The organism is Kytococcus aerolatus (assembly GCF_900187395.1).
GTDB classification, from domain to species: domain Bacteria; phylum Actinomycetota; class Actinomycetes; order Actinomycetales; family Dermatophilaceae; genus Kytococcus; species Kytococcus aerolatus.
The window spans coordinates 1081093-1105881 of record NZ_FYEZ01000001.1 but is presented as its reverse complement, the minus strand read 5'-3'; the positions used below and the strand labels follow the sequence as shown (position 1 = coordinate 1105881).

Below are 24789 nucleotides of genomic sequence, written 5' to 3'. Positions count from 1 at the left end.
GACGGCCGTGACCGATCTGCTGACCCGGCTCACCGAGCACTCCACCCTCTTCGTCGGGGGCAAGGGGGGAGTGGGCAAGACGACGATCGCCTCAGGCATCGCCCTGGCGGCCGCCCGCCGGGGCCGGCGCACCCTCCTGGTGTCCACCGACCCCGCCCACAGCCTGGGGCACCTCTGGCAGCGAGCGGTCGGGGTGGGCGGCGCGCGCCCCCACGAGCACCTCGAGGTCCTCGAGATCGACACCACGGCCCAGGTCCAGGAGCACCTGGGGGCGGTGGGGGGCCAGCTCCGTCGGATGATGCCGGAGCACCTGCACCGCGAGGTGGACCGGCACCTGGAGGCAGCCCGGTCGGCCCCGGGCACCGAGGAGGCCGCGCTCGTCGAGGCCCTCGCGGACGTCCTGGCCGTCGACGCGCCCGGGGGAGCCCGCTACGACCTGGTGGTCCTGGACACCGCCCCCTCCGGCCACACCTCGCGCCTGCTCTCGCTCCCGGAGCACCTCACGGCCTGGTCCGACGCGCTCCTGGCGCGGCAGGACGCCTCGGCCCGGTTCGGGCGGGCCCTGCGGGGACTGGGGGAGGACGACCGCTCCGGTCGCCGGGCCCGGCAGGACGCGGAGATCCGGGAGATCCTCGAGCGTCGCCGGCGTCGCTTCGAGGGGCTGCGGGCCCTGTTCACCGACCCGTCCACCGGCTTCCTGCTGGTGATGACCCCCGAGCGCCTCCCCGCGGACGAGACCCTCGAGCTCTACGCCACGCTGACCGGGATGGGCGTCCGCCCCGCCGGGCTCGTGGTCAACCGGCGCTCGCCGGCGCACGAGGGAGCGTTCCTGCAGCAGCGACGCGCGGCGGAACAGGAGCAGGTCGACCGGGTGGTCGCCGAGCTGGCGGGACTGCCGGTGGTCGAGCTCGAGCTCCTCGCCGCCGAACCGGTCGGACTGGAGGGTCTCCTCCACGTCGTGCACGGTCTGGCACACAATGGACCTGCTGCACGGTCGGCCCCGGCGCGCCGGGCCACGTCCCCCGGGACACCGCGTGGCCGACGAGACGGCGAATCCCCGGGAAGGGACTGACCATGACCACCGACACCACGCTGGACGGTGCGACCCGCAGCGATGCGGAGCCCGACGGCGACTACCCGGGTGGCCACCTGCCCGGCTGGGCCACCGACCGGGCGATGGGCTGGCTGCTCACGCTCACCGGGATCGTCGGATGGTTCGGCAGCGCCATGCTCACCTGGGAGCGGCTCCACATCTACGAGAACCCGCTCTACCAGACCTCCTGCGATGTCAACCCGCTCGTGAGCTGCGGCTCGGTGATGCGCACCTGGCAGGCCGAGCTCTTCGGCTTCCCGAACCCGCTGCTCGGCATCGTCGGCTACGCGCTGGTCATCATGGCCGGGGTGGCCCTGCTGGCGGCCCGGGGCCCGCTGGCCCGCTGGTGGTGGGTGTGCGTGTGGCTCGGCACCGTCTTCGCGGCCGGCTTCCTCGTCTGGCTCTGGTCGCAGGCGCTCTTCGTCATCGAGAAGCTCTGCATCTACTGCATGGTCGCCTGGGCGGCCACGATCCCGCTCTTCGTCCTCCTCACCGCCCGCATGCTCCTGCGCGGCGAGCTGCCCGCCTCGGACGGACTGCGCCGCCTCGCCGGGGAGTGGGCCTGGGTTGCCGTGGCCGTGGTCTACACGGCCGTCATCGCCTCGGTGCTCGCCGTGTTCGTGCCGCTGGCCCTCGACATGTGACGCCCCGACACCCCGACGCTCCGTTGCCGGAGCGCGGGGTGTCCTCGCGCGGGCTCCCCTGCATAGGCTGGACGCATGAGAGAGCTCCAGCGAGTGATCATCGAGGAGATGGGCGTGCAGCCCACGATCGACCCGGCCGCCGAGGTCGAGCGTCGGGTCCAGCTCCTCTGCGACTACCTCGAGGCCACCGGCACCCGGGGCCTCGTCCTGGGGATCAGCGGCGGGGTCGACTCGACCCTCGCCGGACGCCTCGGCCAGCTGGCGGCCGAGCGCCGCCGGGAGCAGGGCGGCGAGGCGGTGTTCATCGCGGTCCGCCTGCCGTACCACGTGCAGGCCGACGAGGCCGACGCCGCGGCCGCGATGGACTTCGTGGCGGCCGACGAGGAACTCACCTTCGACATCGGCGCCGCCGTGGACGCCTTCGAGGCCGAGTTCCAGCGGTCCACCGGCCGGGAGATCGTCGACTTCAACAAGGGCAACATCAAGGCCCGCCTGCGGATGGTCGCCCAGTACGCCGTGGCGGGGGAGCTCAGCCTGCTCGTCCTCGGCACCGACCACGGGGCTGAGTCCGTCACCGGCTTCTTCACGAAGTTCGGCGACGGGGGCGCGGACATCCTGCCCCTGTTCGGCTTGGACAAGGGGCAGATCCGCGAGCTCGCCCGGCACCTCGGCGCCCCCGAGCAGCTCTGGGCCAAGGTGCCCACCGCGGACCTCCTCGACGACCAGCCGCTGCGCACCGACGAGGACGAGCTGGGCCTGCGCTACGAGGACATCGACACCTATCTCGAGGGCGGCGAGGTCCCCGAGGAGGTCGCCGAGCGCATCGAGCACAAGTGGCGCACCTCCCGCCACAAGCGCACCACCCCGGTGACGATCCACGACACCTGGTGGCGCACCGGGCACAGCACGACCACCGACCATGGGAAGAAGGGCTGACATGCAGCTCGAGGGCAAGATCCTGGCCGTCACCGGGGGCGGCAACGGCATCGGCCGGGAGGTCGTGCTGGGTCTGCTGCGAGCGGGCTCGCGCGTCGCCGCGCTGGACCTGAGCGCCGAGGGCCTGGCCGGCACCGTGGCCGCGGCCCAGGCCGAGGGGGCCGCCGGGGCGCTCACCACCCACCCCGTGGACGTGACCCGTCGTGACGAGGTCGAGGCGGTGCTGGCGGACCTCCTCGCCGCCCACGGGGCTGTCGACGGCCTGGTCAACGTGGCCGGCATCATCCAGCAGTTCGTCCCCGTGGCCGAGCTGGACCCCCAGGAGATCGACCGCGTGATGAACGTGAACTTCTGGGGCGTGGTGCACACCTGCCAGGTCTTCCTGCCCGAGCTGGTCGCCCGCCCGGAGGCGGCGATCGTCAACGTCGCGAGCATGGGCGCCCTGACGCCCGTCCCGGGGCAGTCCGCCTACGGCGCCAGCAAGGCCGCGGTGAAGCTCTTCACCGAGGGCCTCTACTGCGAGCACCGGGACGGCCCGGTGGCGGTCACCGTCGTCTTCCCCGGTGCGATCGCGACGAACATCGCCGGGAACTCCGGGGTCCGGGTCGGGGCGGCAGTCGACGACACCGCCGCCTCCGAGGGCAGCAGCCACCCGACGACCCCTGCCCCCGACGCCGCCGAGGCCATCATCCGGGGCCTCGAGAAGGGCTCCTACCGCGTGGTGATCGGCCGGGACGCCCGGTTCGTGGACTGGGCCTCCCGGGTGGCCCCGCAGTGGGCGGCGGACTACATCGCCCGCAAGATGGCGGGGCTGCTCGCGCGGTGACCGGTCGCCCCGACGACCAGCACCCGGGGCACGCCCCGCCGTCGGGGGAGCAGCCCTTGGCCGCCTCGGCGACCGCAGCGGCGGACCTCGGGCAGCTCGACGACTTCGCCCGCTTCCTCGGTCAGCAGATGTGAGCACCCGGCGGGTGACGCCTCACGGGTGACGCATCTCGCAGCTCCGTGAAGGGGGTCGGGGGTCGTGCCTCCGGCAGAATCGGGGGCGAGCGGCACCCCGCCTCCCACCGGGAGGAGCACCCCGGTGCCCGTCGCGAGAGGAAGTCCCCATGGCCTGCCGGTTCACTCCCTGCCCCACCGTCGACGGCCAGGTGGAGGGCTGAGCATCAGCACGCCGGACACCCGCCCCCGCACGCTGATCCTCTGGCTGGCGGCGGCCACCTTCGCCATCGGGCTCACCGAGTTCGCGGCGATGACGCTGCTGCCCCACTACGCCGCCGAGTTCGGCGTCACCGAGCCGCAGGCCTCCCGGGCGGTGAGCGCCTACGCGATCGGCGTGGTCGTCGGGGCGCCCGTGCTCTCCCTCGGCCTGGCCCGGTGGGACCGCCGGGTCTCCCTGCTCGCCCTCCTGGGCCTCTTCACGGTGGGCAACCTGCTCGCCGCGGCCGCCCCCAGCCTGGGGCTCCTCGTCGCCGCCCGCTTCGTCGCCGGGCTGCCGCACGGCGCCCTGTTCGGCATCGCCCAGCTCGTGGCCGCCACCTCGCTGGGGCGGGACCGCGCCGCCCAGGCCGTGGCCTGGGTGGCCACCGGCCTCACCGTGGCCACGGTGGTGGGCGTCCCGGGGCTCAGCGTCCTCGGCCAGGCCACCAGCTGGCGGCTGCCCTTCGTCCTGGTGGCCGTGCTCGCGGTGGTCTGCGCGGTGGCCCTGGCCCGTCTCGTGCCGCAGGGCTCCGGGGGTGTCCGCCGCTCCGCCCGGGCCGAGCTGGGCGCCTTCACCAATCCCGACGTCCTGCTGCCGCTGGCCATGGGGGCCATCGGTTTCGGTGGTCTGTTCGCCGTCTACTCCTTCCTCTCGGCCACGCTCATGAGCCACACGCACGCCCCCGCCTGGGCGGTGCCCCTGGTGCTCATGGCCTACGGCGTCGGCGGCATCATCGGCAACCTGCTGGCCGGGCGCACCCCGGAGCGCCGCCTGCTCCTCTCGGCGGGCCTCTTCCAGCTGCTCATCGGGGTGGCCACGCTCGTCTACTCGACCACCGTCGACCACTGGTGGCTGATGCTCTTCTCGGTGGCCCTCGTCGGCATCGGTGGTGGCCTGGTGGTGCCCCTGCAGACCCGGATCATGCACGTGGCCGGGGAGGCACAGACGATGGCGGCGGCCCTCAACCACGCGGCCTTCAACGCGGCGAACGCGATCGGCCCGGCCGTCGCCGGCGCGGCCCTGGCCGCCGGCTGGGGCTGGCGCTCGACCGGCTGGGTCGGGGCGGGGCTCTCCCTGGCCGGCCTGGCCGTGTGGGCGGTCATCATGCTCCGCGAGCGGGCCCGGCAGGGTGACGGGGCCCGGCCCGTCGTCCGCTCCTGACGGGACCGACGGTGGACGACCTCCTCGTCGAGCAGGTGCTCCGGTGCGTGGAGCTCGTCCCGGCCGGCCACGTCGTCTCCTACGGGGACGTCGCCGCCGTCGTCGGCACCGGCCCCCGACAGGTGGGGGCGGTCATGGCCGCCTGGGGGCACGAGGTGGCCTGGTGGCGGGTCACCACTGCCACCGGCGGGCTGCGCCCGGACCTCTTGGCCCGGGCCCTGCCCCACTGGGTGAACGAGGGCATCACCCTGCGCCCCCACGGCCGGGGCTGCCGCATCGAGCGGCACCGCCCGGACCTCGGGGCGCTCGCCGCCGCGTGGGCCGAGGCGGCGGCCGACCTCCCCCCGAGGGGGAGCGCCTAGAATCACGGTGTGACTGCGCAGACCCCGAACCCCGAGATCACGCCCGCCGACGCCGCCGCGGACCTGCCCGAGCAGATGCGGATCCGTCGGGAGAAGCGCGAGGCGCTGCTCGCCGCGGGCGAGGCCTACCCCGTCGAGGTGCCGCGCACCCACTCCCTGGAGGAGGTCCGCGCGACCTGGGACCACCTGGAGACCGGGGAGGAGACCCAGGACGTGGTCTCCGTGGCCGGCCGCGTGGTCTTCTCCCGCAACACCGGCAAGCTCTGCTTCGCCACCCTGCAGGCCGGCTCCGGGGAGCGCCTCCAGGCGATGCTCTCGCTGGCCGAGGTCGGCCAGGAGGCCCTCGACCGCTGGAAGGCGATGGTGGACCTGGGCGACATCGTCTCGGTGACCGGGCGCGTCATCTGCTCCCGCCGCGGTGAGCTCTCCATCATGGCCACCGACTGGCAGATGGCCAGCAAGGCCCTGCGCCCGCTGCCCACCCTGCACAAGGACCTCTCCGAGGAGCAGCGCGTCCGCCAGCGCTACGCCGACCTCATCGTGCGCGAGGAGGCCCGTCGGATGGTGCGCACGCGCTCGGTCATCACCTCCACCGTCCGGCGCTTCCTCGAGGAGCGCGGCTACCTGGAGATCGAGACCCCCGAGCTCCAGCTCGTCCACGGCGGCGCGATGGCCCGGCCGTTCACCACCCACCTCAACGCCTTCGACCAGCCGATGACGCTCCGGATCGCCCTGGAGCTCAACCTCAAGAAGGCCGTCGTCGGTGGCATCGACAAGGTCTTCGAGATCGGGCGCGTCTTCCGCAACGAGGGCGTCGACTCCACCCACAGCCCGGAGTTCACGATGCTGGAGGCCTACGAGGCCTTCGGCGACCAGACCACCATGGCCGAGCTCATGCGCGAGATGTACCTCGCGGTGGCCGACGCGCTCATCGAGGCGGGTCTGCTGGAGTCGCGCGTCCTGAGCACCCCGTCCGGGGAGGTCGACCTCGACGGCGAGTGGCGCTGGCTGCCGGTCTACGAGGGCGTGTCCGAGGCCGTGGGGGCCGAGGTCACCCCGGAGACCGACGAGGCCACCCTGCGGGAGCACGCCGCCCGCCACGAGGTGGAGCTCGGGGACGACTGGGGGCCGGAGAAGATCGTCCTGGAGCTGCTCTCCGAGCTCGTCGAGCCCGGCCTGCTCCAGCCGACCTTCCTCTGCGACTACCCGCCCTCGGCCCAGCCGCTGGCCCGCCCGCACCGCAGCAAGCCCGGTCTCATCGAGGCCTGGGATCTCATCATCGCGGGGGTCGAGCGCTCGACGGCCTTCTCCGAGCTGGTGGACCCGGTCGTCCAGCGCGAGGTCCTCACCGCCCAGTCGCTGGCCGCCGCCGCGGGTGACCCGGAGGCGATGCAGCTCGACGAGGACTTCCTGCGAGCCCTGGAGTACGGCGCCCCGCCCATGGGTGGCCTCGGGTTCGGCGTCGACCGCATGGTGATGCTCTTCACCGGGGCCGGCATCCGCGAGACCATTCTCTTCCCGCACACCAAGCCGGAGGCATGATGCAGGATCTCTTCAACACCGTCTGGCCCTATGTGGCCGCGCTCATCCCCAGCGTCGGAGTGCTGTGGCTGTTCGCCGTGGTCATGAAGCACATCGTGGAGGGTGACCGTCGGGAGCGGGCGGCCCTCGCGGAGTGGGATGCCGACCAGGGTGCGCGTGACTCCGCGGCGGCACAGCCACACTCGGAGCGCGACGCGGAGTCCGACCCGGTCGGGTGAGAATTCCGCACCATTTCTGGAAGAACATTGAACGTGGGGCCGTCTCGGACGGCCCCACGTTTGCTTGACGGAGGAAGAGGGGGGAAGATGCGGCAAACAAGGATTCCGGCACATCCCATGCATTCACGAACTTCTGAGAAGGAGAAGACCATGGTGCAGCGCCACGTGACCATTCTCGAGGACGACATCGACGGCGGCGAGGCCTCCGAGACCATCACCTTCGCCCTGGACGGGGTCTCCTACGAGATCGACCTCAACGAGGAGAACGCCCAGCGACTCCGTGACGCCATGGCCCCGTGGGTGGGCAGCGCGCGCAAGGTGCAGGGACGCCGCACCGCCCGCACCGGGGGCTCGGCCTCCCGTACCACCGGGTCGGCGCGCAAGGAGCAGATCGCCCGGATCCGCCGGTGGGGCCGCGAGAACGGCTGGGAGGTCAGCGACCGTGGCCGCCTCTCCGCAGATCTCGAGGAGGCCTACGCGAAGGCCCACGGCAAGGGCTGACGACCGCCGGCGCGCACCACGGGCAGGCAACACGAGGAAGGGCCTCACCCCCGCGGGGGTGAGGCCCTTCCTCGTGTCCCGGCCGGCCGAGCGCCCCCGGCCGCGGATCACTTCCGCTTGTTCTTGCGGCCCTTCTTCTTCTTGCTGTCCGCGTCGCCATAGCCGTACCCGTAGCCATAGCCGTACGAGCCGTAGCCGTAGCCCTCGCCGTAGAGGAGGCGGTTCAGACGGCTCACCGAGGCGCGGTTGATGACCGCGCCCAGCAGGTGGGCGTTGACATTCTTCAGGTTGGCCGACGCACGCTCGACGTGCTCCTTGCGGGTGTCGTTGGCGGCGACGACGAGGACGGCACCGTCCGTGCTGGTGGTGAGCAGGGCGGCATCGGTCACGGGCAGCAGCGGCGGGGCGTCGAGGATGACGCGGTGCGTCTGCGTGAGCGTGGCGATGAGATCGCGCATCCGCTGGGAGCCCAGCAGCTCCGACGGGTTGGGCGGGATGGTCCCGGCCGGCAGCACCGTGAGGTTGGGGTGCTCGGTCGGCTGCACCGCGTCGGCCAGGTCGGCCGTCCCGGCGAGCACCTGGGTCAGGCCCACCGAGGAGTCGATGTCGAAGATGCCGGCCACCGACGGGCGGCGCAGGTCGGCGTCGACGAGGATCACGCGCTCGCCGCCCTCGGCCAGCAGGTGGGACAGGTTCGAGGAGATCGTGGACTTCCCCTCGCCCATGCGGGCCGAGGTGACCACGATGGACTCCGGGGCGTGGTCCACGTTGACGAAGCGCAGGTTGGTGCGGAACTGGCGCAGGGCCTCACGGGTGGCGAAGTCGACGTCGCCGCCCTCGCGCACCGCACGCTCCGGCGAGGACAGCGCCTCGTTGGCCGGGATGAGGCCGAGGGTGGACGCGCCACCGGTGGCCTCGGAGATGTCCTCCTGGGTGCGGATGCGGGTGTCCTGACGGTGGCGGAACCACGCGATGACGTAGCCCAGGGCCAGACCGGCCAGGCCGCCGAGCACGAGGGCGCGGGCCGGCTGCGGCTCCGACGGGGACTGCGGCAGCTGGGCGCTGGCGAGCGGGAGGATGCTGGTCGCGGGGACCTTCTTCTGCTCCTCGGCCTCCTTGCCCTCCTCGTCCTCCGGCTCCGGGGCCCCGGGGTAGACGCCCGTGCTCGAGATGTTCTTGGTCTCGAGCTCCTCGACGTACTCCGCGGTCTGCTGCACCACCGTGTCGGCCAGCTCCTTGGCCTCCTGCGGGGTGCCACCCTTGGCGCTCACCTCGATGTTCGGGGTCTCCTGCTCGTTGGTGGCCGTGATGCGGCTGGCCAGCGCGTTGGGGGAGTCCTTCAGGCCCATCTCCTTGATGACCCGCTCGGCCACCGGCTGGGAGTTGAAGTACGTGACGTAGGTCTGGGCCTTCGTCGTCGCCAGCGAGTTGCCCGAGAGGGACTCGCCGACGGTCCCGCCACCGGAGGAGGCCTGCACCACACCGGTGGCCTTCGCGGTGTAGACCGGGGTCTGCATGGCCACCCATCCGGCTGCCAGTGCGATTCCCAGCAGGGTGGAGAGCAGCAGGGTGATGATGTGGCGGCGGCTGAGTCGCAGGATGTCGTCGAGCGTCAAGACGTGCTCCGGTGGGTTGGGGCTGTCGGCGCCCCGGCCGAGGCGCTCCGTGCACTCTAGCCCGTTGGTCCCGCTGTTCCGCTGCTCCTGCCGCCTAGGATGGGTGGCACGCACCACGTCCCGTCGGCCCGGGAGCGTGGTGGCCGTCCGAGAGCCAGGAGATCAGGTGCGCGTCCTCTACGTCTGTACCGGCAACATCTGTCGATCCACCTTCGCCGAGCGCTGGTCGAGCCATCTCGCACCGGCCGGGCTCTCCTTCTCCTCCGCCGGCACCATGGCGATGGTCGGGGACCCGATGGACGGGGACATGGCGCACGAGCTGCGGCTGCGCGGCGGCGACCCCGGGGGCTTCGTCTCCCGGCAGGTGTCCCTGCCGATCCTGCGGGAGACCGACCTGGTCCTCACGATGGAGCGGCGTCACAAGGCCTACGTGGTGGAGGAGATGCCGGGACTGGTCCGTCGCACCTTCACCCTGGGCCACTTCCTGCACGTCGCCGAGGAGCTGGCGGCCGCGGGGCAGCGCCCGGCCGGGGACGAGCTCGTCCAGGCGGTCTCGCGGGTGCGCGTGCCCTCCTCGAGGTCGGAGTCGGTGGAGGACCCCTACCGGCGGGGGCCGGAGAAGTCAGCCGAGGTGGCCGCGCAGCTCGAGGACTGGACCGGTCGGGTCGTGCGGATGCTCGCCGGGGCCTGATCGGGGAGGTTCGCGGACAGCGAACGCCGGAAGGGCTGCCGCGCGGAACAGCCTCGGGGGAGGCAGTGTTCTGGGAAGCACAGACGTCCCCTCGGGGGGTCCGCGAGGCAAGGAGCTCTCATGTTCGAACGGTTCACCGACCGCGCACGGCGCGTCGTCGTCCTGGCACAGGACGAGGCGCGGATGCTCAACCACAACTACATCGGCACCGAGCACATCCTGCTCGGGCTGATCCACGAGGGCGAGGGAGTGGCCGCCAAGGCCCTGGAGAACCTCGGCATCTCGCTGGACGCGGTGCGTGACCAGGTGACCGAGGTCATCGGCCAGGGGCAGCAGGCGCCGTCCGGGCACATCCCGTTCAGCCCGCGTGCCAAGAAGGTCCTGGAGCTGTCGCTGCGCGAGGGCCTGCAGCTGGGCCACCAGTACATCGGCACCGAGCACATCCTGCTCGGCCTGATCCGGGAGGGCGAGGGCGTCGCCGCCCAGGTCCTCGTGCGCCTGGGGGCGGACCTCACGACGGTCCGGCAGCAGGTCATCGAGCTGCTCTCCGGCTACCAGGGCGGTCAGGGTGGCGAGCCGCAGGCCGCCGGGGTCGGCGCCTCGGGCGGGCAGGGTGAGGGCACCCCGGCGGGTTCGCTGGTGCTCGACCAGTTCGGCCGCAACCTGACGCAGGCGGCCCGGGACGGGAACCTGGACCCGGTGATCGGCCGCGAGAAGGAGATCGAGCGCGTCCTCCAGGTGCTCTCGCGCCGCACCAAGAACAACCCGGTGCTCATCGGCGAGCCGGGCGTCGGCAAGACGGCGGTCGTCGAGGGCCTGGCCCAGGACATCGTGGCCGGCACCGTCCCGGAGAACCTCAAGGACAAGCACGTCTACAGCCTGGACATGGGCTCGCTGGTGGCCGGCTCGCGCTACCGCGGTGACTTCGAGGAGCGTCTCAAGAAGGTGCTCAAGGAGATCCGCACGCGCGGCGACATCATCCTGTTCATCGACGAGATCCACACCCTGGTGGGTGCCGGTGCCGCCGAGGGGGCGATCGACGCGGCGAACATCCTCAAGCCGATGCTGGCCCGCGGCGAGCTGCAGACCATCGGTGCGACCACGCTCGAGGAGTACCGCAAGCACATCGAGAAGGACGCCGCCCTGGAGCGCCGCTTCCAGCCGATCCAGGTGGACGAGCCCTCGCTGGCGCACGCCATCGAGATCCTCAAGGGTCTGCGTGACCGGTACGAGGCCCACCACCGGGTGTCCATCACCGACGGTGCGCTGGCGGCCGCCGTCAACCTGGCCGACCGCTATGTCAACGACCGCTACCTGCCGGACAAGGCGATCGACCTCGTGGACGAGGCCGGCGCCCGGCTCCGCATCCAGCGGATGACCGCTCCGCCGGACCTGCGCGACATCGACGAGAAGATCGCGACGGTGCGCCGGGAGAAGGAGTCGGCCATCGACGGCCAGGACTTCGAGAAGGCCGCCGCCCTGCGGGACGACGAGCAGAAGCTGCTCGCCGACCGTGCCGAGCGGGAGAAGGCCTGGAAGGAGGGCGACCAGGACACCGCCGCCGTCGTGGACGAGGAGCTCATCGCCCAGGTGCTCGCCGCGACCACGGGCATCCCGGTCTTTCGGCTCTCCGAGGAGGAGTCGACCCGGCTGCTCAAGATGGAGGACGAGCTCCACAAGCGGATCGTCGGCATGGACGACGCGATCCACGCGCTCTCCAAGGCCATCCGCCGCACCCGGGCCGGGCTCAAGGACCCCCGCCGCCCGGCCGGCTCGTTCATCTTCGCCGGCCCGACCGGCGTCGGCAAGACCGAGCTCGCCAAGGCGTTGGCCGAGTTCCTCTTCGGCGACGAGGACTCGCTCATCCAGCTCGACATGTCAGAGTTCGGCGAGAAGCACACGGTCAGCCGCATGTTCGGCTCGCCCCCGGGCTACGTCGGCTACGACGAGGGCGGCCAGCTCACGGAGAAGGTGCGCCGCAAGCCGTTCTCCGTCGTCCTCTTCGACGAGGTGGAGAAGGCCCACCCGGACGTGTTCAACAGCCTGCTGCAGATCCTCGAGGACGGTCGCCTGACCGACTCGCAGGGCCGCACCGTGGACTTCAAGAACACGATCATCATCATGACCACCAACCTGGGTGCCCGGGACATCGCCAAGGGCGTCTCGCTGGGCTTCTCCGCCGGCGGCGAGACGGGCTCGGACTACGAGCGCCTCAAGGCGAAGGTGTCGGAGGAGCTCAAGCAGCACTTCCGCCCGGAGTTCCTCAACCGCGTCGACGACACGGTCGTCTTCCCGCAGCTCTCGCGGGCCGAGATCGTGCAGATCGTCGACCTGATGATCGCCCGGCTCGACGAGCGCCTATCCGACAAGGACATGCGCATCGAGCTCTCCCAGGAGGCCAAGGAGCTGCTCGCCAAGCGCGGGTACGACCCGGTGCTCGGTGCGCGCCCGCTGCGCCGCGCCATCCAGCGCGAGATCGAGGACCCGATCTCGGAGAAGATCCTCTACGGCGAGTTCGCCGCCGGGGAGCTCATCCAGGTCGACGTCACCGGCGAGGCCGAGCAGCCCGCCGAGGCGGCCGCCGGGCCGATCAACCCGGGTGCCAGCGGGGCCGGGGGCGGTCCCGCGCGCCAGGAGTTCGTCTTCTCCTCGGAGCGCCGCCCCGACGCACAGCCGGTCGACGAGCTCACCGGTGACGCCGACCGTGCCGTGAACAGCGAGGCGGAGTGACCACCTCGTCCGTGGCGGAGGCCCGCCGCGGGGACGCCTGGTCCCCGCGGCGGGTGTTCGCGTGGGCCGCCGCCGCCGAGGCGATCACGTGGACCCTGCTCATCGCCGGCATGGTCCTGAAGTACGTCACGAAGACCACCGAGCTGGGCGTCCGGATCGGTGGCGGGCTGCACGGCTTCGTCTTCCTCGCCTTCGTGGCGACGGTCCTGGCCGTCGCTCTCGACGGTCGCTGGGGCGTCGGGCGGACCGTGCTCGGGCTGGCCTCGGCGATCGTGCCGTGGGCCACGATCCCCTTCGAGCGCTGGGCCGATGGCAAGGCTCTGCTCGCCCACCGGTGGCGGCTGCTGCGCGAGGAGCCCCGTGGCGCCCTGGAGAAGGTGCTCGCCGCTGGCCTGCGCCGTCCGGTGGGTGCCCTGCTCCTCGTGATGGGCTTGCTGGTGGTGGTCTTCGGCGTGCTGCTCCTCCTCGGCCCGCCCGGTGCCTGAGCGGATCACGGTCCGTGCTCTCCGGGCCGAGGAGTGGGCCGCGGCCCGTGACCTGCGGCTGCGCGCCCTGCAGGACCCGGTGGCCGGGAAGGCCTTCTTCGAGACCCTCGATGCGGCCAGGGAACGTCCGGACGCCGCGTGGCAGGAGCTGGTCCGGAGCCTCAGCCCGGACGACCCGGGGTCCCGGGACGGGAGGCAGCTCGTCGGGGTCGCGTCGGGCGGGGAGTTCGTCGCGACCCTGACGGTCCGTCTCCAGCGGGCCGGGGAGGGCGAGTTCGGTGGCGGCACGATCACCCGCGACCGCGGGATGCTGCTGGGTGTGTGGGTGGCGCCGGAGGCCCGGGGGCAGGGCGTGCTCGACGAGCTCGTGGACGCGGCTGGGGCGTGGACGGCCTCCCGTGGGGTGGACCGGATGACGCTGTGGGTGCACGAGGAGAACCTCCGTGCCCAGCGCGCCTACGCCCGCCTCGGGTTCAGTCCGACCGGGCAGCGGGTCGTCGAGGCCATCGGCCCCGAGATCGCGATGGAGCTGTCTGATGTGGGTCAGGGACGGTTCTGCTCGTAGAGGCGCCGCACCACGTCCTCGATGTCCGGTTCCTCCAGCGAGAGGTCCCGGACATCGGCGCGTTCGCTGACGGCGGCCAGCACGGCAGCGGCAGTGGTGTGGGTGGCGTCGAAGGCCAACTTCTGCCGGGCGCCCTCCGCCTCGTAGTCCACGACCTGAGCGTCCGGGATGCCGTCCAGCCGGGGCTGCGGCCCGGCGAGATCGGCCACCAACACACGCTCGGCCCCGACCTTCGCCGAGAGCCCCGCCAGGGCGCCGTCGTAGACCAGGCTTCCGTGGTCCACGACCAGCACCCGGTCGCAGAGCCGCTGGATGTCGCCCATGTCGTGGGTGGTGAGCAGCAGGGTGGTGCCGTGCTCCCGGCGCTCCTCGCGCAGGAACTCCCGCAGCCGCTGCTTGCTCAGCACGTCCAGGCCGATCGTCGGCTCGTCGAGGACCACCAGCTCGGGAGAGTGCAGCAGAGCGGCGGCCACCTCCCCCCGCATCCGCTGGCCCAAGGAGAGCGAGCGCACCGGGGTGCTCATCTGCGGCCCCATCTCCAGCCGGTCCACGAGCTCGGCCACCCGGGCGTCGCGGCGGGCGGCCGAGAGGCCGTGGACGGCCGCCAGGATGGTGAACGACTCGGCCAGCGGCAGGTCCCACCACAGTTGCGAGCGCTGCCCGAACACCACGCCGATGCGGCGCGCCAGGTCGCGCCGCTGACGCACCGGATCGAGCCCGCAGGTGCGGACCTCGCCGGAGGTCGGCACGAGGATCCCGGCCAGCATCTTGATGGTGGTGCTCTTACCCGCTCCGTTGGCCCCGATGTAGCCGACCGCCTCACCTCGTCGCACGGTGACGGTGAGGCCGTCGACCGCCCGCAGTGTCGTGCGACGGCGGGCGAAGCGCCGGCCCGGCACCTTCTCGCGGCGGACGAACTCGCGGGTGAGCTCGTGCGTCTGGAGGATGGGTGTGCTCATGGTCAGCCTCCTGCTCCCTGGTAGTGGTGGACGCCCGCTCGCCACACGAGCAGCGCGATGACCCACACCCAAGCGGCGGCCACCGGCAGGAGCCAGGCCGTCCAGGCGGGGAACAGGCCCTCACCGGGCAGTCCGAGGACGACGGTGGCCGGCAGGTAGGCCACGAAGACCACCGGTACGATCCAACCGAAGACGACCTTGAGCCCGGGGGAGAAGATGGCCGGCGGCTGCTGGGCGGCGTAGCTGCCGCCGTAGGTGAAGGCGTTGACCATCTCCTTGCCGTTGATCAGCCAGAACTGGCAGCCCGCAGCCGTCACGAAGAGCCCGGCGAACAGGGCCGCACCGAAGACGGTGGCGAGCAGCACCATGCCGATCACGGTCGTGCTGGGCTCGACTCCCGCCAGGTGCATCCCGACCAGCAGGGACACGACGCCCACCCCGCTGCGGGACAGGCGCTTCAGGGAGAGGTCGCTGGTCATGAGCTGGGTGAGCACCGGTAGGGGGCGCAGGTGGAAGGCCTCCACCGTGCCCGCGCGGATGAAGCGCGGCAGGTTGTCCACGTGCCCGACCACCAGGTCGGCCAGCGAGAAGGCCAGTGACCCGAGCCCGAACACCACGAGCATCCCGGCGTAGTCCAGGTCGGCCAGGGCGTCGATGTTGTGGAAGAGCACCCACACCTCGGCGAGCTCGGCCAGCCCGATGAGCAGCGAACCGGCCAGGTCGAGCACGAAGCTGGCCCGGTAGGCGGTCTGGGAGCGCAGTCGGGCGCTGAGCACCGCCCGGTAGGGAGCCAGGCGCGAGGAGAGGGCAGCAGGGAGGAGGCTCACGTCATCCGCCCTGGATCTCGAGGGTGTGACGCCCCGCCCGGGTGAGCACCAGCGCCAGGGCGAGCATGACCAGGAACCAGCCCGCCTGGGTAGCCAGCGAGGTCCAGACGTCGAGGCCGGTGGTGCGGCCGACGAGCACGTCGACGGGGCGCTGCAGCATCGAGGGGAAGGGCGAGGCGTGGGCGATCGCCGCCAGCCAGCCGGGGAACATCGAGACCGGCAGGTAGAGGCCAGCCAGGAAGGTGGTGGTCACCATGTAGGTGGCCTCGAAGCCGCGGGTCTCGACGAACCAGAAGCCGAGGGTGGCCAGGCAGTGGGCGCTCAGGTAGGCGATGGCGATGCCCAGCAGCACGCCGACCCCACCGGCCACCCAGTGCAGCGGGGCGGTCGCGAAGGCGACCCCGGTGGTCGCAGCCCCGACGAGCACGCTGGGGATGCCACGGGGCACGAAGGTGTAGAGCGCCCGGCCGAGGTCCGTGGCGAGGTACTGGCCCACCACAGAGGTGGGGCGCAGGAAGTCCACCGCCACCTGTCCGTCCTTGATGCGGGAGGCGATCTCGGTGGACCCGAACAGGTTCACCGCCCCCAGCAGGCCCTGGGAGACCCACACGAAGCTCATGAGCTGGTCGTGCTCGTACCCGGCCAGCGAACCCCCGGCCGACTGCGAGGCGGCCGACAGCTGGGCGGAGCGGATGAGGCCGAAGGTCATGTTGGCCACGAGGCCGGCCAGCATGGCCAGGCGGTAGGCCGACTGACGGCGGAAGCCCGCCGTCACCATCGCCCACCCCGTCGACCACGTCACAAAAGCGGGACACTACCCCGATCAGGGGGGGGGCAAGACGCCGCGCACTCGGTGACCCGCGGCCTACTGCGGAAGCGTGAAACCGCCGGCCTCGTCCTGCTCCACCAGCCCGTCGGTGAGCAGCCCCAGCAGGCAGCGCTCGGCCTGGGGCTCCGGCGCTCCCGAGGCCGCCAGCGCCTGCTCGCGCGTCAAGGTGCCGTCGGTCTCCCGCAGTGCCTGCACGATGCGGCCGCGGGCCTGCCGGTCGGTGCCCTCCCAGCGCTGCCCCCGCCGCGGTGGTCCGTCGTGGGGCGGGGAGCCCGCGGCCACCCAGGCGCAGCGGTCCTGGAGGGGGCACTCCCCGCACCGGGGTGCGCGGGCGGTGCACACCAGGGCCCCGAGCTCCATCGTGGCGGCGTTCCAGCGGACGCTGCGCTCCCGGTCGGCGGGCAGCAGCTCGGTGGCCAGCCGCCGCTCGGCCGCGGAGTAGGAGGGTGCCGGCAGCGCCGGCCCGCTCACCGCGCGGGCCTCCACCCGGCGCACGTTGGTGTCCACCACCACCTCGCGGCGGCCGAAGGCGAAGGCCGCCACCGCCGCCGCGGTGTACTCCCCGATGCCGGGCAGCGCCCGCAGCGTCTCGGCGTCCGCCGGCACCTCGTCCCCGTGCTCGTCGCGGATCACCTCGGCGGCCGCCACGAGGCGCAGGGCCCGGCGGGGGTAGCCGAGCCGGCCCCAGGCCCGGACCGCCTCCCCGGGCCCGGCAGCAGCGAGGTCGGAGGGGCGCGGCCAGCGCCGCATCCACTCCTGCCACACGGGGAGCACCCGGGCCACCGGGGTCTGCTGCAGCATCACCTCGGAGACGAGGACGCCCCAGCCGGTCCGGTCCGCGGCCCGCCAGGGCAGGTCCCGGGCGTGGGCGTCGAACCAGGCCAGCAGGGGGCCGGTGAGATCGGGGCGCTCGGGCACGTCAGACGTAGCGGTCGAGGATGCTCGTCTCGGCCATGCGGCTCAGCCCCTCGCGGATCGCGGCGGCACGCGCGTCACCGACGCCCTCGATCTCGTGCAGGTCCTCGGTCGAGGCGGCCAGGAGGGCCTGCAGGCCGTCGAAGTGCAGCACCACGCGGTCCACGATGTTCGCCGGCAGGCGCGGGATCTGCGAGAGCAGGCGGTAGCCCCACGGGGAGACCCGCTGCTCGAGGGTGTCGGCGCCGCTGGCGAAGCCCATGGCCTGGGCCACGGTGAGCAGGTCCAGCAGGTCGGCCGAGGTGAGCCGCGCCATCCGGCCGAGCACCTCGTCGATCGCCTCGGTGCCCTCGTCGGGGGTGTGGTACGGCGCGTAGTCGCGCACCAGGAGCTCCCGGTCGTTGCCCAGCCCGGCGGTCAGCTCCGAGAGCTGCAGGTCGACCAGGCGCCCCTCGCTGCCGAGGGTGACCACGTAGTGGCCGATCTCCTCGTGGATCCGGTGCACCATCTCCAGCCGCTGGGCCACGGCGGCGACGTCGCGCACGGTGACGAGATCCTCGATCTCCAGGGCCGAGAGCGTCCCGGCCACCTCGTCGAGGCGCGCCTTGTACCGCTCCAGGGTCTGCAGGGCCTGGTTGGCGCGGGACTGGATGGTGCTCACCTCGTCGAGCACCACGCGCTGGTCGCCCATGTAGAGGGCGATGATCGACATCGACGCCGAGACGCTCACCACGGGCTGACCGGTCTGCCGGGCCACGCGCTCGGCGGTGCGGTGGCGGGTGCCGGACTCGCGGGTGATCACCGAGGGGTCCGGGGTGAACTGGGTGGCGGCGCGCACGATGCGGCTGAGATCGGCCGAGACGACGATGCCGCCGTCCATCTTGGCCAGCTCCCGGAGCCGGGTGGAGGAGAAGTCCACGTTCAGCTCGAAACCGCCGCTGGAGATGGAGTCGATCGTGCGATTGCTCCCCAGGACGATGAGTGCGCCGGTGCGGCCCCGCACGATCCGCTCCAGGCCGTCGCGCAGCTCGGTCCCCGGGGCGAGCAGTGTGAGCACGGCGTTCACGGCGTCAGCATCCACGGTCTCCACGTGGTGATCCTAGGCGAGAGGCGCCGACGGGGCCGGGATTCCCGCGCCGTACCGGGGCGCTGGGTGCTTCCGGTCGGCTCCCGGGTGGTCCCGGCCCCCCGCCGTGAGACACGATGGGGGGCGAACCCGTCGACCTCGAGGAGACCCAGATGGACCACCGTCAGAACGAACGCACCTCGATGGTGCGTCACGCCGAGCGTCTCGTGGCGGGCGTCGAGCGCCGCCCGGCAGGTGCGACGCGGGTCCGCAAGCGGATCGTCACCGAGGTCGTGACCGTCGAGGTCGAGGTGCAGCGGGAGGTCCTCGAGCTGGAGGAGCTCCGGCACACGGACGGTGTACTGGGCGACGAGCGGGCCCGGCTGGGGGCGGTCGAGGCCGCCGAGCTGGCGGAGCGGGCCGACGGCCGGGAGGAGCTGGAGGAGATCCAGACGGTGACCCTGCACCGCCAGCGACCGGTGGTCACTCTGGAGACCGTGCCCTACGAGGAGGCGCGGGTGCTGCGCCGCCGGGTCGTCGTGCCCCACGAGGCGACCGAGACGGTCCGGGCCGAGCACGTCGACATCCAGCACCTGGACGTCGACGGGACCGTCCTGCCCGACTTCCGCTGAACGCGGGGGGCGGCTGCGCCCGGGTGCGGGTCAGTCCGCGCGCCCCGGCAGCGCGGCACGGACGGCGGCCGCGAGGTCGGTGACCTCCAGGACCCCCGGCGGCAGCTCGGCCTCCCCGAGCGAGCCGCGCGGCACCACGGCCCGTGTGAAGCCGATCCGGCGCGCCTCCTGCAGCCGGCGCAGCGTGCCGGGTGCGTTGCGCAGGTCCCCGGCCAGGCCGACCTCCCCGATGGCCACCAGCCCGTCGGGGAGGGGCTGGTCGGCCACCGAGCTCGCGAGGGCCAGGCAGACCGCGAGGTCCGTGCTGGGCTCCCCCAGGCGGACGCCCCCCACCGTGGAGACGTAGACGTCGGTCTGCTGCAGCCCCACGCCGGCGTGCCGGTTGAGGACCGCCACGGACATCGCCACCCGGGCCGAGTCCAGCCCGCTCGTCGTTCGGCGGGGGCTCGGGGCCTGGGTGGGCACCGCGAGGGCCTGCACCTCCGCCACGAGGGGGCGGCGCCCCTCCAGGGTCACGGTCAGGCAGGTGCCGGGCACCGGGTGGGCGTGGCGGGAGACGAAGAGGCCGCTGGGATCGGCCAGGCCGGTGATGCCCGACTCGTCGAGGTCGAAGCAGCCCACCTCGTCGGTGGGGCCGAAGCGGTTCTTCACGGCGCGGATGAGGCGCAGGCGCGAGTGGCGCTCGCCCTCGAAGGTGACCACGACGTCGACCAGGTGCTCCAGCACGCGGGGGCCGGCGATCGCACCCTCCTTGGTCACGTGCCCCACCAGGAGGGTGGCGATGCCGCGCTCCTTGGCCAGGTGGATGACCGCGGCCGCCACCTCCCGCACCTGGGCCACGTTGCCGGCCGCGCCGTCCACCTCGCCGGAGGTGATGGTCTGCACGGAGTCGACGACGAGCATGACCGGGTCGACGGCCTCCACGTGGGCCAGCACGGAGGCGAGATCGGTCTCGGAGGCGAGGAAGAGCTCGTCGGTCACGGCCCCGATCCGCTCGGCGCGCATGCGCACCTGCGCGGAGGACTCCTCGCCGCTGACGTAGAGCACGGGCCGCCCCCCGCGGGCGACCTGGGCGGCGGCGTCGAGCAGCAGGGTCGACTTGCCGATGCCCGGGTCACCGGCCACGAGCACCACCCCGCCGGGCACGAGGCCGCCGCCGAGGACCCGGTCGAGCTCGTCCACGCCGGTCGGCCGGTGGTGGGAGGCCGAGAGGTCCACCTCGGCGATGCGCCGGGCCGGCTCGCGGACGTGCCGGGCCGCGGCGGTCCGCCCGGCCGGGGCCCCACCCACCTCCTGGAGGGTCCCCCAGGCCTGGCACTCCTTGCAGCGGCCGAGCCACTTCACCGTGGTCCAGCCGCACTCGGTGCAGCGGTACTGGTCCCGGGCCTTCGCGCTCCTCGTGCTCACGGGTGCACCGTAGGGCAGCCCACCGACGACCTCAGTGGCGCCTGCGTCCCCCGGCGCGGCGCACGTACCCTTGCCCCCATGCGCTTGGGAGTCATCGACGTGGGGTCGAACACCGTCCACCTGCTCATCGTCGACGCACGGCCCGGTGCCCACCCGATCCCGGCGTCCTCCTTCAAGCACGAGCTGCGCCTGGCCGAGTACCTCACCCCGGAGGGCGACATCGACGACGCGGGGGCCGAGGAGCTCATGGGCTTCGTCACCGAGTGCGTCGAGCACGCCGCCGACCTGGGGGCCGCGCACCTGCTGGGCTTCGCCACCTCCGCCATCCGGGACGCCGGCAACACCGAGGCGGTCCTGGCCCGGGTCCGCGAGCGCACCGGGGTGACCCTGCGCATCCTCACCGGCGAGGAGGAGGCCCGCCTGACCTTCCTGGCCGCCCGTCGCTGGTGCGGCTGGTCCTCCGGGCACCTGCTGCTCGTCGACATCGGCGGCGGCTCGCTGGAGATGGCCAACGGTCTGGACGAGGAGCCCGAGGTCGCGGTCAGCCTCCCGCTGGGTGCCGGCCGCCTGCACCGGGAGCTGCCGGGTGACCCGCCGGCCCCGGAGGAGATCAAGGCCCTGCGCCGCCGCATCCGCGCCCGGATCGGCGAGGTGGTGCCGGACCTCACGCGCCGCAGTCCGGACCGGGTCGTCGGCACGAGCAAGACCATGCGCACCCTCGCCCGCCTGCAGGGCGCCGCCCCGAGCGGGGAGGGCCCGTACGTCCGCCGCATCCTGGAGCGCGAGGCGCTCAAGGAGTGGGTGGACCGGCTGGGGCACATGTCGGTGGCCGACCGGCAGCGCCTCCCCGGTGTCAACGCGGCCCGGGCCCCGCAGGTGCTGGCTGGTGCGCTCGTGGCGGAGGGGGCGATGGACCTGCTCGGCATCGACCAGCTCGACATCTGCCCGTGGGCCCTGCGCGAGGGCGTCATCCTGCGCACCCTCGACCACCTTGAGGGAGATGTCGACCCCTTCGACGGGGCGCTGGAACGATGAGCCGCTGGCCGGTCGGGCTGTCCGCCTCGAGCACCTATCCGGCAGGCACCCCGTACACCTTCCGGGTGGCCGAGGAGCTCGGTTACGACGGGGTGGAGATCATGGTCTGGGGGGAGCGCATCTCCCGGGACGCCGCCACGCTGAGCCGCCTCTCGGCCCGCCACGGCCAGCCGGTCCTCGCCGTCCACGCGCCCACCCTGCTCTTCCTGCCCAACGTGTGGGGCACCACCTGGCGGCAGATCGACGGCGCGGTGCAGCTCGCCGAGGAGCTCGGGGCCCCCACGGTGGTGGCTCACCCGCCGTTCGCCTGGCAGCGGCAGTACGGGCGGGAGTTCGTCGAGGGGATCGCCGAGCGGCAGGCTCGCACCGGGGTGCGGATCGCCGTGGAGAACATGTACCCCTGGCGGGTGCCGCGGGCGGGGGAGCGGGGCCGGGTCCCGATGTACCTGCCGGGCTGGGACCCCACCCACCACGAGTACGAGCACGTCACGCTCGACCTCTCCCACACGGCGACGGCGCACGCCGACGCCGTGGCGATGGCCCGGGCCGCAGGCAGAACTCTCGCTCATGTCCACCTCGCCGACGGGTCGGGCTCCCTGAAGGACGAGCACCTGGTTCCCGGTGACGGCACCCAGCCGTGCGCCGAGGTCCTCGGTCTTCTCGGGGAGATCGGCTTCACGGGCTCGGTGGTCGTGGAGGTCGGGACACGGGGGGGCAGATCCCGCCACCCGTGTCGAGCGCCTCCGCAGGTCCCTGGCCTTCGCGCGATCCCACCTGGCCTGAGACCGGCCCCCTCCACGTCCCGGGCCCGGGCGGAGCCCCGCCCGTCCCAGCACCCAGGAGAAGCCCATGATCCCGGTTCGTCGAGGCCCTCGTCCCAAGGGCAGCAACACCCGCTCCGACATCCAGAACGCGGCTGTCGGCCTGTTCGCCGAGAACGGCTACGGCAAGGTGTCCCTGCGCATGGTGGCGCGGACCGCGGGGGTCGACCCGACCCTCGTCTCCTACTACTTCGGCACCAAGGAGAACCTCTTCCGCGAGTGCCTCCGCCCGGAGTTCGACGACCTCGCCTGGAGCGGCGTCGTGGACTCCATGCACCCCGCGACCCTGGGCGCCGAGCTCACGGCCGCCTTCGTCGACTGGCTCGGGGGAGGGGACACCACCCCGCAGATGATGGGTCTGCTGTCGGCCGCGGTGGCCTGCCCGGAGGAGCGCTCCTTCATCAACGACCTGCTCCTGGAGCGGCTCCTCCTCCCCGTCGCCCGGCGGTGGAGCCCGGACGAGCCGGAGCTGCGGGCCGCGCTCTCGGTGGCCGTCCTCATCGGGGTCGTCACCTCGGAGCGGACCCTCCACTTCGGGCCGCTGCGCGAGGCCCCGGACGAGCGGCTGGTGGCGGCCTGCGCCCCGCTGCTCCAGCTCCTGCTGCTCGGCGACCTGCCGCCGGTGCCGGTCGTCGCCGACGAGCCGGTGGCCGCGGAGCCCGTGCCCCGCCCGTGAGGGAGAATGTGCTCCCCGACCGCCTGAAGGAGGCCCTGCGATGAGCGCCCTTGACCCGAGTACCCTGATGCGTGACGCCCTGCTGGCCATGAGTCGGCGCACCGAGGTGCGCGACGCGATGGTGAACCTGCCGGTGACCAGCCGGGTGGTCTCCCGGTACGTGCCGGGGGAGACCTTCGACGACGCCGCGCGCGACTGCGCCGGGCTGCTCTCCCAGGGGCGCCTGGCGACCGTGGACCACCTCGGCGAGGACATCACCGACCTCGCCCAGGCCACGGGCACCAAGGAGGCCTACCTCCGGTACATCCGGGACATGGGCGAGGCGGGCCTCACCGAGGGCGGCCAGGTCGAGTTCTCGCTGAAGCTCAGCGCCCTGGGCCAGTTCCTCGGGGCCGACGGGGAGAAGGTCGCGCTGGAGAACGCCCGGGAGATCGCGCGGGCGGCGGCCAACGCCGGCACGACCATCACCCTGGACATGGAGGACCACACCACCACGGACTCCACGCTGGGGATCCTCCGCGAGCTGCGCGAGGACTTCCCGGACACCGGGGCGGTGCTCCAGGCCTACCTGCGCCGCACCCAGGGCGACTGTCGCGACCTGGCGACGGCCGGCAGCCGGGTCCGCCTCTGCAAGGGCGCCTACAAGGAGCCCGAGTCGGTGGCCTTCACCGACGACCACGAGGTGGACCTCAACTACGTGGAGTGCGCCAAGATCCTCATGCACGGGGACGGCTACCCGATGATGGCCACCCACGACCCGAACATGATCGACATCGCCGGCTTCCTGGCCGACCAGGTGGGGCGCTCGACCGACTCCTGGGAGTTCCAGATGCTCTACGGCATCCGGCCGCAGGAGGAGGAGCGCCTGATCTCCGAGGGCTACCGGGTGCGCGTCTACCTGCCGAACGGGCCGGACTGGTACGGGTACTTCATGCGCCGCCTGGCCGAGCGCCCGGCGAATGTCGCCTTCTTCGCCCGCTCGCTGCTCTCCCGGGGCTGACGTGCTGGACACGGGAACGCGCATCGTCATGGTCGGCGGTGGCGTCATGGGGCGCACCGTCACCGCCGGTCTGCTGCGGGCGGGGCACTCGGCCGAGCAGGTCCTCCTCTGCGGCCGGGACCCGGAGCGGGCCGCGGCGACCGCCGCCGAGCTCGGGGTGACCAACGCCCCGACCGCCGAGGCGGTGCCCGGTGCGGACGTCGTGGTCCTGGCGGTGAAGCCGCAGGACATGGACGCCGCGCTCGGTCAGGTGCGGCCGGCGCTCACCGCGGGCACCGTGGTGCTCTCGCTGGCGGCCGGCATCCCCCTGGCCTTCCTCCAGGCGCGCCTGCCGCAGGGCACCGCGGTGGTCCGTGCGATGCCGAACACCCCCTCCCAGGTGGGGCAGGGGATGTCCGCGATCTCCCCGGACCCTCACTGCACCTCCGAACAGGTCGAGCTCGCCCGGGGGGTCCTGGCCTCGACCGGTCTCGTGACGACGCTGCCCGAGCGCTACCAGGACGCGGTGACCGCGATCTCCGGCTCGGGCCCGGCCTATCTCTTCTTCGTGGTGGAGTCGATGATCGAGTCCGGGGTGCACCTGGGGCTCCCGCGGTCCACCGCCACCGAGCTCGTGGTGCAGACCCTCTTCGGGGCGGCGACCATGCTCAAGGAGACGGGCGAGCACCCGACGATGCTGCGGGAGATGGTCTCGAGCCCCGGCGGCACCACGGTGGCGGCGATGCGGGAGCTGGAGGACCACAAGGTCCGCGCCGCCTTCCTCTCGGCGATGGAGGCGGCCGCCCGCCGCAGCAAGGACCTCTCCGACGGCGTGGTCGACGACGACTGAGCGGCGGGCGCCTCCGGGCGTGCGGAAACCGGGTGATTCCGGGGAAAA

Annotated in this window: 26 protein-coding genes and 1 pseudogene; 20 read left to right on the top strand and 7 right to left on the bottom strand. The window is 72.7% G+C overall.

What is annotated here, in order from left to right; genetic code table 11:
- Positions 1 to 7: 7 nt before the first annotated feature.
- The 10 genes from CFT82_RS05165 (at position 8) to CFT82_RS05125 (ending at position 7658) form a co-directional block, all read left to right on the top strand.
- Positions 8 to 1072, top strand: coding sequence for an ArsA family ATPase (locus CFT82_RS05165; protein ID WP_234994280.1), 1065 nt, complete (start codon positions 8 to 10; stop codon positions 1070 to 1072).
- A 2-nt stretch (positions 1073 to 1074) separates the two neighbouring features.
- The gene (locus tag CFT82_RS05160; RefSeq protein WP_088817941.1) at positions 1075 to 1737 is read left to right on the top strand and encodes a vitamin K epoxide reductase family protein; all 663 of its coding nucleotides are present in this window, start codon (positions 1075 to 1077) and stop codon (positions 1735 to 1737) included.
- 75 nt (positions 1738 to 1812) lie between these two features.
- Positions 1813 to 2673, top strand: coding sequence for an ammonia-dependent NAD(+) synthetase (nadE, locus tag CFT82_RS05155; RefSeq protein ID WP_088817940.1), 861 nt, complete (start codon positions 1813 to 1815; stop codon positions 2671 to 2673).
- A gap of 1 nt (position 2674) precedes the next feature.
- Positions 2675 to 3499, top strand: a complete 825-nt coding sequence (locus tag CFT82_RS05150) for an SDR family NAD(P)-dependent oxidoreductase (RefSeq protein WP_088817939.1) — start codon at positions 2675 to 2677, stop codon at positions 3497 to 3499.
- Positions 3496 to 3633 carry a hypothetical protein gene (locus CFT82_RS11700; protein ID WP_159461865.1) on the top strand — a complete coding sequence of 46 codons (138 nt, stop codon included), beginning with the start codon at positions 3496 to 3498 and terminating at the stop codon, positions 3631 to 3633. The genes CFT82_RS05150 and CFT82_RS11700 overlap by 4 nt, the downstream gene beginning before the upstream one ends.
- A 124-nt stretch (positions 3634 to 3757) precedes the next feature.
- Complete coding sequence (locus CFT82_RS05145) at positions 3758 to 5035, top strand: MFS transporter (protein ID WP_234994279.1); 1278 nt, start codon at positions 3758 to 3760, stop codon at positions 5033 to 5035.
- Between the two features lie 11 nt (positions 5036 to 5046).
- Positions 5047 to 5397: an MGMT family protein gene (locus tag CFT82_RS05140; protein ID WP_088817938.1), complete on the top strand. Its 351-nt coding sequence runs from the start codon at positions 5047 to 5049 to the stop codon at positions 5395 to 5397.
- Between the two features lie 75 nt (positions 5398 to 5472).
- Positions 5473 to 6939 (top strand): lysine--tRNA ligase, encoded by a 1467-nt coding sequence (lysS, locus tag CFT82_RS05135; protein ID WP_200815077.1) that lies wholly within the window; start codon positions 5473 to 5475, stop codon positions 6937 to 6939.
- The gene (locus tag CFT82_RS05130) at positions 6936 to 7157 is read left to right on the top strand and encodes a hypothetical protein (protein ID WP_234994278.1); all 222 of its coding nucleotides are present in this window, start codon (positions 6936 to 6938) and stop codon (positions 7155 to 7157) included. Before lysS ends, CFT82_RS05130 begins: the two co-directional genes overlap by 4 nt.
- 150 nt (positions 7158 to 7307) lie before the next feature.
- Complete coding sequence (locus CFT82_RS05125; RefSeq protein WP_088817935.1) at positions 7308 to 7658, top strand: histone-like nucleoid-structuring protein Lsr2; 351 nt, start codon at positions 7308 to 7310, stop codon at positions 7656 to 7658.
- 107 nt (positions 7659 to 7765) lie between these two features.
- Here the strand turns inward: CFT82_RS05125 and CFT82_RS05120 are convergent, their stop codons facing one another.
- Positions 7766 to 9274 carry a polysaccharide biosynthesis tyrosine autokinase gene (locus tag CFT82_RS05120; protein ID WP_088817934.1) on the bottom strand — a complete coding sequence of 503 codons (1509 nt, stop codon included), beginning with the start codon at positions 9272 to 9274 and terminating at the stop codon, positions 7766 to 7768.
- 166 nt (positions 9275 to 9440) lie between these two features.
- Here CFT82_RS05120 and CFT82_RS05115 point away from each other — a divergent pair, with 166 nt between their 5' ends.
- The 4 genes from CFT82_RS05115 (at position 9441) to CFT82_RS05100 (ending at position 13745) form a co-directional block, all read left to right on the top strand.
- A complete protein-coding gene (locus CFT82_RS05115) occupies positions 9441 to 9965 on the top strand; it encodes an arsenate-mycothiol transferase ArsC (RefSeq protein ID WP_159461864.1) in 525 nt (174 codons plus the stop codon).
- 120 nt (positions 9966 to 10085) lie between these two features.
- Positions 10086 to 12695 (top strand): ATP-dependent Clp protease ATP-binding subunit, encoded by a 2610-nt coding sequence (locus CFT82_RS05110; protein WP_088817933.1) that lies wholly within the window; start codon positions 10086 to 10088, stop codon positions 12693 to 12695.
- A complete protein-coding gene (locus CFT82_RS05105) occupies positions 12692 to 13180 on the top strand; it encodes a DUF3817 domain-containing protein (protein WP_088817932.1) in 489 nt (162 codons plus the stop codon). The genes CFT82_RS05110 and CFT82_RS05105 overlap by 4 nt, the downstream gene beginning before the upstream one ends.
- Positions 13173 to 13745, top strand: a complete 573-nt coding sequence (locus tag CFT82_RS05100) for a GNAT family N-acetyltransferase (protein ID WP_088817931.1) — start codon at positions 13173 to 13175, stop codon at positions 13743 to 13745. Before CFT82_RS05105 ends, CFT82_RS05100 begins: the two co-directional genes overlap by 8 nt.
- On the opposite strand, the gene CFT82_RS05095 is transcribed toward CFT82_RS05100, so the two are convergent.
- The 5 genes from CFT82_RS05095 to disA form a co-directional block, all read right to left on the bottom strand.
- A complete protein-coding gene (locus tag CFT82_RS05095) occupies positions 13724 to 14704 on the bottom strand; it encodes an ABC transporter ATP-binding protein (protein ID WP_088817930.1) in 981 nt (326 codons plus the stop codon). The genes CFT82_RS05100 and CFT82_RS05095 overlap by 22 nt on opposite strands.
- Positions 14705 to 14706: 2 nt before the next feature.
- Positions 14707 to 15531, bottom strand: a complete 825-nt coding sequence (locus tag CFT82_RS05090) for an ABC transporter permease (protein ID WP_088817929.1) — start codon at positions 15529 to 15531, stop codon at positions 14707 to 14709.
- Between the two features lies 1 nt (position 15532).
- The gene (locus CFT82_RS05085; protein WP_200815048.1) at positions 15533 to 16333 is read right to left on the bottom strand and encodes an ABC transporter permease; all 801 of its coding nucleotides are present in this window, start codon (positions 16331 to 16333) and stop codon (positions 15533 to 15535) included.
- Positions 16334 to 16396: 63 nt separating this feature from the next.
- Positions 16397 to 17278, bottom strand: a complete 882-nt coding sequence (locus CFT82_RS05080) for an HhH-GPD family protein (protein ID WP_234994277.1) — start codon at positions 17276 to 17278, stop codon at positions 16397 to 16399.
- Position 17279: 1 nt separating this feature from the next.
- A complete protein-coding gene (gene disA / locus CFT82_RS05075) occupies positions 17280 to 18365 on the bottom strand; it encodes a DNA integrity scanning diadenylate cyclase DisA (RefSeq protein ID WP_088817927.1) in 1086 nt (361 codons plus the stop codon).
- A gap of 149 nt (positions 18366 to 18514) precedes the next feature.
- On the opposite strand from disA, the gene CFT82_RS05070 reads away from it, so the two are divergent.
- On the top strand, positions 18515 to 18973 hold the full coding sequence (locus CFT82_RS05070; RefSeq protein WP_159461863.1) for a DUF2382 domain-containing protein: 459 nt from the start codon (positions 18515 to 18517) through the stop codon (positions 18971 to 18973).
- Positions 18974 to 19003: 30 nt separating this feature from the next.
- Here the strand turns inward: CFT82_RS05070 and radA are convergent, their stop codons facing one another.
- Positions 19004 to 20380, bottom strand: coding sequence for a DNA repair protein RadA (radA, locus tag CFT82_RS05065; protein ID WP_088817925.1), 1377 nt, complete (start codon positions 20378 to 20380; stop codon positions 19004 to 19006).
- A 78-nt stretch (positions 20381 to 20458) separates the two neighbouring features.
- Between radA and CFT82_RS05060 the strand changes: the two genes are divergently transcribed.
- The 5 genes and pseudogenes from CFT82_RS05060 to proC all read left to right on the top strand — a co-directional run bounded on the left by CFT82_RS05060 (position 20459) and on the right by proC (position 24741).
- On the top strand, positions 20459 to 21415 hold the full coding sequence (locus CFT82_RS05060) for a Ppx/GppA phosphatase family protein (RefSeq protein ID WP_088817924.1): 957 nt from the start codon (positions 20459 to 20461) through the stop codon (positions 21413 to 21415).
- A pseudogene (locus tag CFT82_RS05055) lies at positions 21412 to 22068 on the top strand (sugar phosphate isomerase/epimerase family protein); the annotation flags it as partial. The gene CFT82_RS05060 and the pseudogene CFT82_RS05055, both read left to right, overlap by 4 nt.
- 196 nt (positions 22069 to 22264) lie before the next feature.
- On the top strand, positions 22265 to 22912 hold the full coding sequence (locus CFT82_RS05050; RefSeq protein WP_088817923.1) for a TetR/AcrR family transcriptional regulator: 648 nt from the start codon (positions 22265 to 22267) through the stop codon (positions 22910 to 22912).
- A gap of 40 nt (positions 22913 to 22952) precedes the next feature.
- A complete protein-coding gene (locus CFT82_RS05045) occupies positions 22953 to 23912 on the top strand; it encodes a proline dehydrogenase family protein (RefSeq protein ID WP_200815047.1) in 960 nt (319 codons plus the stop codon).
- A gap of 1 nt (position 23913) precedes the next feature.
- Positions 23914 to 24741 (top strand): pyrroline-5-carboxylate reductase, encoded by an 828-nt coding sequence (proC, locus tag CFT82_RS05040; RefSeq protein ID WP_268807414.1) that lies wholly within the window; start codon positions 23914 to 23916, stop codon positions 24739 to 24741.
- Positions 24742 to 24789: the final 48 nt, after the last annotated feature.